Raw genomic sequence first — 12,907 nt, forward strand, 5'->3', positions numbered from 1 at the left:
CAGTTGCGCCCGTGTCATGCGATACGGACTACCGGATCCGCACGCGCCGTGAGGGCAAAACGCGCATGTTGATCGCGACCCGATACACGCCCTAAGACCGGGACACTCACCGCGCCGGCCACTGTCCCCCGCAGCAGCGCGGTCAGCGCGGCGGCCCGCCACGCGTGGCGCATGACTGGGACGATGTCGAACCCGTAGGACGGGGCGACCCTGCGGTACGGGGCGGTGCACACCTCGTCGATCACGAGATCCCGGAAGCGCTCGTCCACGTATACGCCGCTGCATAAGTGACGGGTGGCGGCGGAAGGTTCGTCCCCCAGCGCCTTGGCTGATGGCGCATGGGAAGTGAACATGCCCTACCCCTGCCCTCGTTGTGTTTTGGTCTGTGAGACCATAAGTCGCGCAGGCGTTTAAGTCAATGTGACCTTTAGGGGTTCAGCGTGGATGACTGGCTCAAAGACTCCACCGAGGTGGAGGCGTCATGGGTGACCGTCGACCTGGCGATCTTCACCCTCAGGTCCGGACAGTTGATGGTGCTGTTGATCGAGCGCGGGGTGGAGCCCTTCCTCGGTCGGCCCGCGTTGCCCGGCGGGTACGTACAGAAGAACGAGACCCTGCGTGAGGGCGCGCTCCGTGAACTCCGCGAGGAGGCCGGAATCGACGGGAACAAGTTGCACCTCGAACAACTCGGCGCCTACGGAGACCCCCGACGCGACCCGAGGGGGCGAGTGGTCACGATCGCCTATCTCGCATTGGGACCGGACCTGCCCGCCCCCGTGGGCGGCACCGACGCCCGGCGCGCCTATTGGGCTCCCGTCTCCCAGCTGGAAGGGAAGCAGGCGGCGTTGGCGTTCGATCATCCGGCGATCCTCACCGAAGCCCTGGAGCAGGTCCGGAGCAAGCTCGAATACACCGCCGTCGCCACGGCCTTCTGCGGTGAACTCCTCACCCTGAGCGAGTTGCGCACGGTCTACGAAGTGATCTGGGGCCAGCAACTAGACCCGAGCAACTTCCGCCGCAAGGTGCTCAACACCACGGGCTTCGTCAAGCCCACCGGCGATCAACGCTTCCCCCCCACCGGCCGCCCGGCTGCCCTCTACCGCCGCGGTGACGCCTGGCTGCTCAACCCGCCGCTGCTGCGCGGTGCCGGGCACACGGTGTGACCCGCACCCGGAGTCGGACGATCCCCGAGATCGACCCCGCCATACCCTCTTCGGTTAAGCCGTCGCCCAGCCCGCCGCGCTGAGGCAAGTCGTGCCGGGGCAAACTCACCGACTCTGAGCAGGGCGACCCGGGCCGGCGGGCTTGGCGAGGCGTCCGTTACGGACCGGTCCCGGGTCCCCACAGCATGTCTAGTGCTGAGACCGGAAAGGTTCACCGGGTTCAAGACTGTGAGGGGCCGGACGAACGGTTTGCGTGCTGGGGTGAGATGATCTCGCCGTGACCGTCCACCTCCATGACTTCAATGGCGAGCACTCGCTGACGTTGGATGCAGGCGGCCTGGCTGCCGATGCCGCAGTAGTTGCCGCCGGACACGAGCCGAACGGGTATTTCTGGGAAGGTCTCGTGCGGTTTGCCTGGCCGGACATTGCCGAGCATGTCGCTTTCGACAGCGAGGCTGGCATGTTCTGCGCGGTCGGCAGTTCGAGCGACCTCGCGCGGCTCAAGACGGCCGTCGAATCCGTCATCACGAGCCCCGAGGCAGTCCGCGACATCATTGCCCGTGCGGAGGCTTCGGGCTTCGAGTTCGACGACTGATCCTCTGACCTCGCCGGGTCGAGCGGGGTCAGGCTGCGGCCGGCAGCGGCCTGCCGCCCCAGCGGAGACCTCGTTCGCTGCGGACACGTGCGCGTTCGCGGCGTTGGGCGGCCAGGATGTCGGGGTGGCGGGCGTTCTGGTTGCGCCAGCGCAGGTAGGCGTGCAGGGCCCAGGTCTGGACGGCGTGGTTTGGTTGGTGGGAGTTGGCGAGGGTGAACTGCCGCAGCGGCCCGAAGTGCGCCTCGATGGGGTTGGCCCAGGACGCGTAGGTGGGTGTGAAGCACAATTCGACCTTGTTTCTGGCCGCCCACCTGCGGATCTTCCAATCCAGGTGGGCGGAGAGGTTGTCCAGGATCACGTAGATCGGGCCGCCGTCGGGGCGGGCTGCTCGGATCGACCGCAGTGCGGCCCAGGTGGGGGCGATGCCCTTGCGGCGCCGGTTGACACCCCACAGCTTGTCGTCGCCGACGGAGTAGCAACCGTGGAAGTAGGTGATGCCCTGAGTGCGGCGGTAGGTGCCGGGCAGCCGGTCGGGGCGGTTCTGTTCGGCCCAGCAGGAGCCGGCGGTGGGGCGGATGCCCAGTGGCCCGAACTCTTCGAAGGCGAACGTGCGGTCAGGACGCTCGTTGACCGCGTACTCGATTCGCTCCAGCTTGGCATTGAAGGCCGGGTCCGGGGACTCCTTCCAGGTCTTCGTTCGCTGGAAAGTGATCCCGCGGCGGGCCAGTAAGCACCGCAGAGCCTCGCGACCAATCCGGACGGGCCTGGCTACGTTCCGGCGCAGGTGGTCGGCGAGTTTGCGGACCGACCAGCGGGTGAAGGGCTTACCCAGCACGGTCGGGCGGATGGTGGCCGTCTGGATGACGAAGTCCTCATCGTCATTGCTCAACAGGCGGGGACGGCCTCCCGCCCACTGAGGGTTGAGGCATGCGAGCCCGATCTCGTTGAAGCGGTGGATCACGTCGCGGACGGTGTCCTCGTCCGCCTGGACAAGCCGCGCGATCACCGGGACAGTGCTGCCGCCAGCCGAGGCCAGCAGCATCATCGCCCGCCGGAACCGCACCGAACTCGCACTACCCCGCCGAACGATCTGCTGGAGCTTCTGCCCCTCCTGCTCTGTCAGCCTCCGGACCCTGACCGGTGGTGCCATCCCGCCTCCCCTGCTGGTTGGAAGCGGCATCGCTTCCAACCAGCACAACGAGGAAGCCGGTGAACCTATGCCTATGCGGTCACAGTACTAGTGCCAGGTAGTCGGCGGGCGTGGGCACGAACGTGGCCTCTCAGGAGCGTCGAATTCATCATCTTGCCACTGCACTTTGCCCCGCCTGTCTCCACCATCATTTACGGGACAAGTCTTAGTTGGTGCTTCGACTTGTCCGCCAGAGAGAGCAGCGCGTACCTCATCAGGATTCGCTCTCGATACCAGGAGTTTCAATGTCGTCCTCGACGAAGCGGAGTGCTTCTTCCGCGCGTTCGATCAGATCCAAGTAGGTGAGCACCTGAACTCGGCTCTGGTCCGTATTGAAGGAACGGATGGTACGGGCAACCATCTGCCGAGTGACTCCAGGTACATCCACGTGATCAGGATTCCCGATCACAACAGTTCCCCGTGCACGAAGGTAATCGTAGTCAAGGTCAAGTGTGTTGCGGTGGATTGTTTCCAGCGTCGGTCCCGCGTCATCCATTTTCTGAACGTAGTTCCTGCATTGACTCACCGCCTCGTGCACCTCGTTCGACACGATCAGGCCGTTGCGGTGCCACCTGACAAGTGAGACGCCGGGCTTCTTGAGTTCCACGACTTGAACGCTGCGGTCAGCGCGCACGAGAAGAACGTCGTGCTGGTCGAGGGGCAACAGGTCACGTCGTTCCGAGGCTTCTGTGTACTCGCTCCCGAAGATCCAGTGATTGCGTCCGATTATCCGTTGCACTGCGGCTTCCGGCGAACTCCTGTTACTGACGACCTCTCGAAGCTCCTGCAGCAGTTCGCGGCGTTGCCTGATGACCTTTAGCTCGGCCGATCGGTGGTCCTTCTCGGTCGAGTCCAACGCGGGAACGACGCTCCCGTCTTTGCGGTAAGTGACGACCTGAATCCGCACATGTTCGTCGGAGCCCGAATCAGGGGGTCCGGATTCTTCGTCGGGTCTCGCCGTCGTAATTACGTCATAGTGACCGCCTCCTATCCAGTTCACTTCATGTGTGATGCCGCCTGAGTCGTTACCGCTGATCACTTTGTTCAGACGGTCACGGACGACGTGCGACTCGCTGTCGACAGCGAGCCAGTGGCGGCCAGTTTTGTGCGCGACCGCGGCGGCCGTGCCTGAGTCGCCGAAGTAGTCGAACACGAGGTCACCGGGATTGGTCGCGATCGTGAGAATGTGTTGCAGCAGTTGTTCCGGCGGTGGAGCCGGCTGGTGCATGTCATCGAGCAGTCCGCGCAGGTGCTGGCCCGCTTGGAAACTTGCCCCCACGTCGGCCGGGCTCCATACCGTGGTGGGCAGTTTGTCAGGGGCCTCCGATAGATAGAGCTTCAGCGTCGGACGGCCGCCGGGCGACCATGCGATACGTCCGTCGCGATCGAGTTCCTCGAAACGCTGCTGAGTGAATCGCCAAGAACGGCGGGCAGGTGGCTGTATGACCGCGCCGAGCGGATCTACCACTTCGTAGCGCAGGTTCTCACGAAGAACGGGGGAGGACAGGTCGGCTGCTCGCCACGGCCCGCGGGGATCGTTGTCGGGGTTGCGGAAATTCGGCTCTGATTCGGCCGTACGAGGGAGGGGGTTCGGCTGCCATGTCGAGGCATTTTTCGCGAAGACAAGTAGGTAGTCGTGGCTGACCGTGAAGTGACGGGAGCCATTCAGTGCAGGATTCTGAACGACGACTGTAGATACGAAGTTCGATTGACCGTAGACCTTGTTCATGAGCACACGGCAGTCAGCGGACTGCTGGTCGTCGACGTGCACCCACACAGAGCCGTCAGGGGCGAGCAGGTCGCGTACCAGGCGCAGATGTACCTGCATCATGCCGAGCCAGGAGGCGCGGCCAGGAGCCTCGTGGTGCTCGGACCCCCATCGCGTGTCCCACGGCGGTCGCAGATATGCCGACTTGACCCTGCCTCGATACTGGCCGGTGTCCTTCAGGGTACGAAGTGCGTTCTCGTTGCCGCCATGGATGAGCAGGTTATCCGCCATCTGATCAGCTTAGAGGGCAACTGATTTGGTCTGCAGGTGATTTGGGGTGTTGAAAGTGGCTGCGGCGATGGTTGGTCGTTGCACGTCCTGTGAGTCCTCGGCGCCCTTATCGCAGTGACGTCTCTGGTGCCCGTTGGGCGTTGATCGAGCCAGTGTTCGTGGCACGGCGGGCCGCTCGTACCGGCCCGGGAGCCGCGGCACGGGCGCATGATCTACGGGACATCGTGAACGCCATCCTCTAGTGCTCTGACCGCAAAGATTCACTGGGTTTGCTGCCCTCCTGCCGGGACTATCTCTTGCGTTGGCTCTCGATCTCGGTAGACAGCACGACCATGTTGTACAGATGCATGTAGTACTTGGCCGCGTACTCGTCGTCGATCGCCGGAAGGATCTTCCCGAATGTCGACGTCAGCCGCGTCAGGCGGGCGTTGGCCTGTTCGCTGAGCAGGTCTTCGTGGACGCAGGCGGCGTAGGCATAGACGTCCGAGTCGAGCATCACCATGTCCCGGCCCTCGATGTCCAGGCCGCGGAAGCCGGGCGGGAACGGCCTGGCCATGTGCTCTGCCATCATCTGCGCAAGCGCGTCGAGCTTCTCCTCAAGCATGGGGAGATCCTGCCAGGCAACCCGGCGAACCTTTGCGGTCACAGCACTAGGACACACGCGCCCCCCAGGGCCGCCGGCAGGTCAAGTGGCCGACTCACGAGGGCATTGTGACGGCATGAGACCTGGCGGCCTTTCGCGTGAGCTCGCGGACCGTTTCCTGCCATTGCCAGGAGTCGCTGCCGCCCCACTTTGCTTCATCGACCGGCTGCCAGGTGGCCAGTTCGTCCAGGCTGGCGATCACCGCAGAGGGGTCTGCGTCGGGTATTCCGGTCTGGTTGTGAAGCTGCTCTTTGATGTCGTGCAGGCGGTGAGCCGCGCGGTAGTAGGAGAGCTGGGTTTCGGTAAGTCTGCGGAGGGCGTAGCCGCCACACTTGCTGCACCAGTCGGAGGCGGTGCGCGCCATGAGATCGGCGACGGCCAGGAGGTCGTCTCCGCGCACTACCGCCGCGCTGTGTTGGGCGTGCCGGCACAGAGGCGAGTGGCCCTTGCCCTCGATGAGAGGGTTGGCGTTGGTGGTGTAGAGCTGGACTGCGGCCAGGGGGCCCAAAGGGAGGGCGCTGCCGCTCCCCCGCCGGTTGCTTCCGGGTTTGCGGAATGGCGCGAGGTTAAGACGGTCCTCTGTGAGGAGGCCGTGCCATACCTCCATCGGCAGTCCGCTAGGCCGTCCGGCGTCCAGGCTTCGCAGGTCGTGCGCGCCGCGCGCCAGGGCGAGCAGGCGAAGATTGAGTTGGCGAGCTTCGGTTCCGTAGGTCTGACGGAGGGTTCGGTGCCGGCCTTCGGCAAGGCCCACACTTTCGCCGAAATGCGGATCGTGGACGTCTTGGCCGCGACCGGGCAGCTGAGTGGCACGCACTTCGGAATCATGATTGTGCTCCGGCTCCTCCGGACCGATCACGCTTGCAGGCAGGTCACTGGCGCCAGCTATGAGGACGCCCAGCCAGCCCTTGGTCAGCCGCCTCTCGAGGGTGTTGAGAGGCAGCACTTCCGCTCCCCCGCTCGCTGAGAAGACGAGGTACAACGGGTCGGCCGTGGGTGCCAGTGTACGCAGCGCGCGGATGTGATCGAGCGTGACGGGGCATCGGTCGAAGACCGGTGTGTCATCGAAGACGCCTGGGCGGAGCCTGCCCGGCTCACTTCCGGTGCGACCCTCGTGCTTGGGCGAATCCGCCGTCCCGTCTGCTGGGCTGCACGGAAGGCCGCTCGCCGGGCCAAGCAGTCGTTCGGCGACGAGATCGGGAACTTCCAGCGTGAGGACGCCGCTCCCCGGTCCCGGCTGCACGGCCCACGTGACCAGCACACCGAGCGTCCACTCGTCCAGCCCGTCCAGGAAGTCCGTAAGAACATGACGTGGCGTGCCGTCGGACGCGTGCGGTACATGCGCCGTCAGCCGACGTTTCGGAGCCCGGTCCACCGGCGCCGCAGCTGCCCTGGCCAGTTCCTCCCAAGACTCAATCAGGCGTGCAGCCTCAGCTCGGGCCGCGCCGCGCCCCTTCTGGTTACTGCGGATACCTCGGACGATCTCGTACGAGAGGTACGCACGCGGGCCCGGTCCCTCCCAGATCCGCGCAGCCGTACTCTGCCATCGGCGCCACAAGCGCACGAGCGCACTGGACACCCTGCTGTTGCCGCCGAGCACCGCAAAAGCCGGATCCGCACACGGCAGCTCGGGCATGGAAAGAGCCATTGCAGCAGCAGCCACGACAAGTTCCTCCCGGTCCACGAACCGGGCCGCCTGTGCTCGAAGGGTCTCCAAGTACCGCGCCTTGATCCTTAGCGAGGGCTTCGCCCACTCTTCCACCCAGGGAAAGTAAGTGAGCAGAGCCTCTGCCTCAAGCAGGCTTCCTCGCGCGCCGCACCAATGCGAGAAGATCAGACCCCGCAGATTCTCGGCCTCTTCACGCGTCTCCCGTAGCGATGCGTCATCCTCCTCGTCCTCGCCGTCAAGACCGTCGAGACTCTGTTGAACACGAAGAAGCTCAGCGGCTCCCCGTGCCTCGTGGTCGGTCCAGCCCTCGTCTTCGTCCGGCTCCCTATACGACTGCAAATGACACAACAAGCCCGTTTCGCCGATAGCCAGCAAGAACATGCCCAGTCCCGTACCCGGCCGACCGCCGGCTCCCCGCGCGGCGCATCGCATGCACAACCGCCTCAGCACCGCTTCATCCAGGGAGACTTTGGCAGTCATCACATCGGACGTGCGCAGCTGGCTGCACTGCCTGGACCCGTGCAGTTTGGCCGCCTTACTCTTGGCCGAATACACCGTAATCAACGAGCCCGCGAACGGCCCGAGCGGAACATCAGCCATTGTCAGCTCGCTACCCACCGAATCCCCCACCTTCTGCTCCTTGAAGCCCTGAGCCACGAGATACCGCTACCCCTTCCGGACACCAGAACGGCGCTCCGTCGAGCCGGCTAAGGAAGCCGCTCCATCATTTGCATGCTCTTCTGCAACACCGACAGCGCGAGGCAACTACGTGCACGGCACACTGGTCCCCAGCCTTGGTCCCCAGATTTATGCCTCCGCGGCACCCGCTAGCCAACGCAGACAATCATCAGGAGAAGTACCGGTTTGGCCAACCGGCGATGCCGTGTTACAAGCAGCCGACGCAGATACCCACGGAGTTAGGAAGCGCAGGTCAGGAGCCAATCTCGTACGAATCCGGCCGGGGGTGGCGGCCCCCACAGGACCGATAGACGAAGACCGAGGCAAGCTGCCCCTTTCCAACTCGCCTCCTTGCCTCGCACCAGCACCGAGCCCTTGATCAGGAACACGTGTCAGAGATCGGCCTCCGCCTCCTCGTCCGCACTGGTTTCATCCTCGATCAGCCCGTACGGCGGACGGTCCTCGTTACGGCTGTAGCGCACCACCACGCTGTCTTCCATCGCTGGCGGCGGGCTGTTGTCGGCGACGATGAGCTGTGCGCGGTTGCCGCGGTCCGCGAGCCAGCGAGATAGGTGCTGGTAGAAGTCGCCGATCGCCACGGCGTCCGCGATCACGGTATCGAGTGTGCCGCCGTGGCCGAGGTTTTTCTGAGGGCTGTCGATCATGAGGAATCCGGGGTGTGCGGCCCCTTCTTCGACGGCGATCTCGAAGACGGCGAGCTGCCAGGCCAGGGTCAGCAGGGTGCGTGCCCCGGACGAGGCTTCCTGGTACGGCTCGCCGCGTACGAAGGGGGTGAGGTCGGTTCTGATGAAGGGGGTGCTGACCTTGGGGTAGCGCCAGGCGCGCAGAAGTTCGCCGTATCGGGTGCTGATCTTGGCGATGACACGGTCGCGGTCGTGGGAGGCGTCTCCGAGCTGTTCGAGTTCCTCCCGGAGACGGGCTATCTCGGTCTCGTGGCGTTCCACGGCGTCGGCCCGTTTGGTGAGTCCTTCGCGGAGCTTGACCGCGCTCTCAGCCTGTTCGAGTTGACGCAGGACCTGCTCGCGCCTTCGGTGGAGGTCGTCGCGGGCGGCGAGAAACGGTGAGACGGAGGGGGACGTCGCGACGTCCAGCGCGGCGGCGGCCTCCTCTTCCCGCAGGGCCGCGTCTTCAGCCTGGAGCTTGAGCGGGGCGAGCGAGGCACCGAGCTCGTCGATGTAGCTGCTGATCTCCTTGAGCCGGGCCTTGGTGGACCGGGTCTCCGCCTTGACGTCCACCCGACTGTCCCCGGCCTGGCTGCCAGCGTCGGCCGTACCCAGGACCAATGCCCCCTCTTCTGCGCTCAGTTCGTGACGGCACAAGCTGCAGCGCCCGTTGTCGACGGCGGGGACGGCCGACAGCCGGTTCAGGCAGGCGGGGCAGGTGGTGACGCTCAAAGGGTCGAAGAGCTGCTGCGCCTCGCCGAGCATGCCGAGCTTGAGGAGATCATCCGCGTACTGGGCCCGCAGAGGCATCAGGCGCTGGAGCTGCGTTCCGCAGTCCCGCAGGACTGCTGCCGCCCGGCGGGAAATCTCGGCCGCCGCTTTGTGCTGGCTGCGCAGCTGGGCCGCGAATTCCGTTCCCGCTTGCGCACGGCGGTCCAACTCCCTCAGCTGGCTCGTGATGTCGGCCAGTTCCCGTTCGTGGACGGCCGGGGCGGGTTCGTTGTTTAACGCGGTGGGAGCCTGCTCCACGACGAAAGTACGGGCTGCCGCGAGTTCGGCCTTGGCGCGGTTGAGCCGGCCGCCGAGTTCCTGGATGCGCTGGCCGAGTTCGACGGCGCGGTCATCGTGGACCCCGAAAGCGACGTCGACGACCTGCCGCAGTTTGTGCTTGCGCATGTAGTCGTTCTCGAACAGGAAGTTCTTGTCCGCGACGCGTTCGTTGGGAAGGAAGGCGAGCCACATCACGTCGCGGAAGCTGAGCGGGTCCGTACGGGATTCACTGTTGGTGGGCGCTTCGCAGAGCTGGACGCCTGCGAGCTTGCAGTGGCTCAGCAGGAGGGAGGACAGGCTCTCCTGCGCCCCGGGCGGAACGATGGTCCTACTCTCGGCCCGGGAGACGGTCGTGCTGTCGAGCGTTCCGCGGCGCACGAAGGCGACCTTGGAGGGCTCTCCGACCGACCGCTCGATCACATGCGGCTCGCCGGATAGCTCGACCTCCAGGAGGCACGAGCGGACCCTGCGCAGCACTTCCTGGTGGCGGGGGTGCCGTTTCGCGCCGAGCCCGTAGGCGATGAACTCCAGTACCGCTGTTTTGCCGGAGCTGAACGCCCCGGCGATGACGGAGAGGTTCCGCACCCTCTGGTCGGCGGTGAAGTCGACGTCGTAGGACCGCTCCATGCCGACCAGGCGCAAGCGGCGGATGCGGATGCCGGGAAGCGGCTCCATGGTGATCATCCCTCCCAGGACGTTTCCAGCACGGGCCCCGGGCCCAGGACGCTCATGAGAGCAGCAGCGGGTCCGTCGGGTCCGTCCGGCCTCAGCCACCGGGCGGTCTGCTCGCGCAGTCTCTTGTCGGTAAGTTTGCGGAGCTGGCGGACGACGATGCCGGCGGCGGTGGTGAAGGAGGTGGCGTAGGTGGCGGTGAACCGTCCGCCGAGATCCTGGCCTGCCTCGGTGATCGAGTAGGTGAGGGAGCCATCGCGGTTGCGGATGCGGCAGCACCCGTAGGCGACCAGGAGCGCCAGGTCGTGCTGGATCCGTTCGCGCCGGCTCGTGAACCGCTGGGAGGAGGACGCGTAGGCCAGGACCTGCGGGTCGAATCCGGCAAGCCGCAGGAGGCTGGCGTCCCGGCCCTCGGGGGGGGGACCACGAGGAAGGGGTTCGCGGACAGGAAGTCGTAGTACCCGATGCGCTCCAGGGTCGCCCCGTTCGCGTCCTGCGCGGCAACGGCGTCCAGGAGCAGCAGCAGCTGAGCGAGGCGGAAAGTCACCTCGTCCTCGGGCATCACGACCGGCCGGTCTGCGTGCACGGCATGCTCCTCATCAGTGGTCGGGCGGTACGGGCAGTCGGGGCATCTCAGCCGTCGGCGTGACCGCTCGCGATCTGCCTCCAGTGCGTGACCCACCCTGCCCGACGGTTGTCGACCAGCCGGTGGACCAGGCCCCAGCTGTGCGTCACCTCCAGACGCAGCGCCTTGGGCAGTTTCTCGTGCTCGGAGCGCACCTCGCGCCAGACCCGGCCGTGCAGAGCGGGGAGGGTGCCCTCGGACGAGCACTCGTTGAACTGCATCTCCCACACGCCGTGCAGGCTGGCGTCGGCAGAGCTCAGTGCGGCAACCTCGGCCGGCACACCCTTGTGCGCGACTTCGCGCGCTACCAGGTCGGCGTTGAAGAACTGCCGTTTGGCGGAGTCCAGTTCGACGTGGCCGGCCTCGGTCATCTGCCGTACGAACAGGGCCGAGTCGAGCGCTGCCGCTTTGCCCTCCTCCACGTCCAGCACGAGCCGCATCTGCTCCTGGAGGGGAGCGGCGGGCGTGAAGACTTCGTAGTAGGCGCGGCGTACCTGGTCGCCTTCGGGGCTCTGCAGCTTCTTCACGAGCGTGGTCTCGTCCCACAGTTCGATGACGAGGCCGTGTGCCTTCTCCTGGCGTTTCTTCCAGCCGTCCCACCATTTGGCTGCCCGGCCGTCCATGCTGGAGGGGATGCACAGGATCCAGAGCGTGATGGTGTGACCGTTGGCCGCCGCGGCCTTCAGTGCGTTCGCGAGTGAATGGCGAATCTGGTCCGACTGGCTGGTCGTGGTCTTCGGCATGAAGTACTTGGACTGCCACACCGTGATGGCTCCCCCGAGGTCACCGGCGAACGCGTCGATTCCCCAGTCGCCCGGATTCGCCGCGATCATCCGGACGTTCGGATTGGTCGCACTGGCGAGCTGGGCGAGCATCTGCTCGAAGTCGGCCCGTGCCCCGCCCGGGCTTCCGGTCCGCAGTTCGTGCACGCCGAAGTGGATGGGCGGTACACCGGCTGCCACCGGCATGGAGCTGTTCAACCCGCACCCCCGGACTCCCGCAGGCAACCCGAACGAAGCGCCTTCAGCAGGTTGTTCGCCCTGCGCCACACACAGTAACGGCCGTCAGCGTACGTGGTGCGGAATCATCCGATCAAGGTGCTTGCGACGGGCAATGTCCCGGCAGCAGAGGGCGACAGCGGCAGACCGCTCGCCCCGTCGGCGTGCACGATGATCTCGGCCGGTGAGGGACAGGGCCGTCTCCTCGGGCGTACGGGCTCCCAGGTCGAGGCCGATGGGAGAACGCAGCGAGGCCAGCTGCTGTCCCTCCCCTCCGGCTTCCCGCAGGAAACGCAGGCGCTCCTCGTGGGTGCGGCGGGAACCCATCGCGCCGACGTAGCCAACGGGCGGGCCACCAAGGGAGGCCGCGCTGTCGTTCGATCAAGGCGACCGCCAGCGCCAAGGTCTCGGCGGCTGCGCTCCGCCCTACGTCGAGCAAAGCCGAAAGGGCACCACCCGCCGTGGGAGTCCTCTCAGACTTTCCTGGGACTTCCGGCCCCATCAAACGGCACGAACATGAAACAGCCGAAAGGTCATTCGCACAGCTCAGCGACCCACACGCCACTCATCGCGGCAGGTCACCGCGTTCAGTGGTCTCTTCCGCGACATCTGAGTTCCCGCCTGAATCTCATCATCACATGCCTCCTGACCTGCACAAATGCTAGGTTAGGTGGGGTGATGCCCGTGGGACTTATCTGGGACTTTGAACCACGAGCGACGGCTCACGAACACCGCGCTCTCCACATGACGTGTCATCGGAAGGACGTCCGTCAGCGCTGTGGTAAGCGAAACGCCTGGTCAGAGCCGTTTTTCAGCTCCATTTGTCGGCCATCCGGGTGCCGGAGCGTCAGCTACTGAGGTTGCACGCGTGGTGTCGTAGGGGGTGACGGCTGGCCGGTGGCTGCGGTATCACCGGAGTCATGCGGTATCCACAAGGGGGCGGGCT

10 protein-coding genes and 1 pseudogene are annotated in these 12,907 nt (G+C 65.5%); 2 read left to right on the forward strand and 9 right to left on the reverse strand.

All coding sequences use genetic code 11. The annotated features are described in order from the left end of the window. Positions 1-14 precede the first annotated feature (14 nt). Positions 15-353: a hypothetical protein gene (locus ACH4KB_RS37710; RefSeq protein WP_398071591.1), complete on the reverse strand. Its 339-nt coding sequence runs from the start codon at positions 351-353 to the stop codon at positions 15-17. An 87-nt stretch (positions 354-440) separates the two neighbouring features. Here ACH4KB_RS37710 and ACH4KB_RS37715 point away from each other — a divergent pair, with 87 nt between their 5' ends. Both ACH4KB_RS37715 and ACH4KB_RS37720 read left to right on the forward strand, forming a co-directional pair. Then, positions 441-1,163, forward strand: coding sequence for an NUDIX hydrolase (locus ACH4KB_RS37715; RefSeq protein ID WP_398071593.1), 723 nt, complete (start codon positions 441-443; stop codon positions 1,161-1,163). A gap of 277 nt (positions 1,164-1,440) precedes the next feature. Continuing rightward, the gene (locus tag ACH4KB_RS37720; RefSeq protein ID WP_053561497.1) at positions 1,441-1,758 is read left to right on the forward strand and encodes an Imm51 family immunity protein; all 318 of its coding nucleotides are present in this window, start codon (positions 1,441-1,443) and stop codon (positions 1,756-1,758) included. A 28-nt stretch (positions 1,759-1,786) separates the two neighbouring features. Here ACH4KB_RS37720 and ACH4KB_RS37725 read toward each other — a convergent pair whose 3' ends face one another. From ACH4KB_RS37725 to ACH4KB_RS37760, 8 genes and pseudogenes are all read right to left on the reverse strand, one after another. Further along, positions 1,787-2,908 (reverse strand): IS630 family transposase, encoded by a 1,122-nt coding sequence (locus tag ACH4KB_RS37725; protein WP_398071595.1) that lies wholly within the window; start codon positions 2,906-2,908, stop codon positions 1,787-1,789. Between the two features lie 253 nt (positions 2,909-3,161). Further along, complete coding sequence (locus ACH4KB_RS37730; RefSeq protein WP_398071597.1) at positions 3,162-4,946, reverse strand: Shedu anti-phage system protein SduA domain-containing protein; 1,785 nt, start codon at positions 4,944-4,946, stop codon at positions 3,162-3,164. A 289-nt stretch (positions 4,947-5,235) separates the two neighbouring features. Next, complete coding sequence (locus ACH4KB_RS37735; protein ID WP_053561500.1) at positions 5,236-5,550, reverse strand: hypothetical protein; 315 nt, start codon at positions 5,548-5,550, stop codon at positions 5,236-5,238. A 94-nt stretch (positions 5,551-5,644) separates the two neighbouring features. Further along, on the reverse strand, positions 5,645-7,912 hold the full coding sequence (locus tag ACH4KB_RS37740) for a hypothetical protein (RefSeq protein ID WP_398071598.1): 2,268 nt from the start codon (positions 7,910-7,912) through the stop codon (positions 5,645-5,647). Positions 7,913-8,325: 413 nt separating this feature from the next. After that, positions 8,326-10,341 (reverse strand): DNA recombination protein RecN, encoded by a 2,016-nt coding sequence (locus ACH4KB_RS37745; RefSeq protein ID WP_398071600.1) that lies wholly within the window; start codon positions 10,339-10,341, stop codon positions 8,326-8,328. 5 nt (positions 10,342-10,346) lie between these two features. Beyond that, positions 10,347-10,730, reverse strand: coding sequence for an ABC-three component system middle component 2 (locus tag ACH4KB_RS37750; protein ID WP_398071603.1), 384 nt, complete (start codon positions 10,728-10,730; stop codon positions 10,347-10,349). A 241-nt stretch (positions 10,731-10,971) separates the two neighbouring features. Further along, positions 10,972-11,931, reverse strand: a complete 960-nt coding sequence (locus tag ACH4KB_RS37755; protein ID WP_398071602.1) for a serine/threonine protein kinase — start codon at positions 11,929-11,931, stop codon at positions 10,972-10,974. A 116-nt stretch (positions 11,932-12,047) separates the two neighbouring features. Continuing rightward, positions 12,048-12,309, reverse strand: a pseudogene (locus tag ACH4KB_RS37760) (XdhC family protein); the annotation flags it as partial. Between the last annotated feature and the right edge of the window lie 598 nt (positions 12,310-12,907).

Source organism: Streptomyces sp. NPDC017520, assembly GCF_044329855.1.
Classification (GTDB): Bacteria; Actinomycetota; Actinomycetes; order Streptomycetales; family Streptomycetaceae; genus Streptomyces.

Bases quoted from the DNA above. Each gene is read 5' to 3' on its own strand.
- ACH4KB_RS37725 (WP_398071595.1), bottom strand. From the start codon at position 2,908: ATGGCACCACCGGTCAGGGTCCGGAGGCTGACAGAGCAGGAGGGGCAG.
- ACH4KB_RS37735 (WP_053561500.1), bottom strand. From the start codon at position 5,550: ATGCTTGAGGAGAAGCTCGACGCGCTTGCGCAGATGATGGCAGAGCAC.
- ACH4KB_RS37755 (WP_398071602.1), bottom strand. From the start codon at position 11,931: ATGCCGGTGGCAGCCGGTGTACCGCCCATCCACTTCGGCGTGCACGAA.
- ACH4KB_RS37710 (WP_398071591.1), bottom strand. From the start codon at position 353: ATGTTCACTTCCCATGCGCCATCAGCCAAGGCGCTGGGGGACGAACCT.
- ACH4KB_RS37730 (WP_398071597.1), bottom strand. From the start codon at position 4,946: ATGGCGGATAACCTGCTCATCCATGGCGGCAACGAGAACGCACTTCGT.
- ACH4KB_RS37745 (WP_398071600.1), bottom strand. From the start codon at position 10,341: ATGGAGCCGCTTCCCGGCATCCGCATCCGCCGCTTGCGCCTGGTCGGC.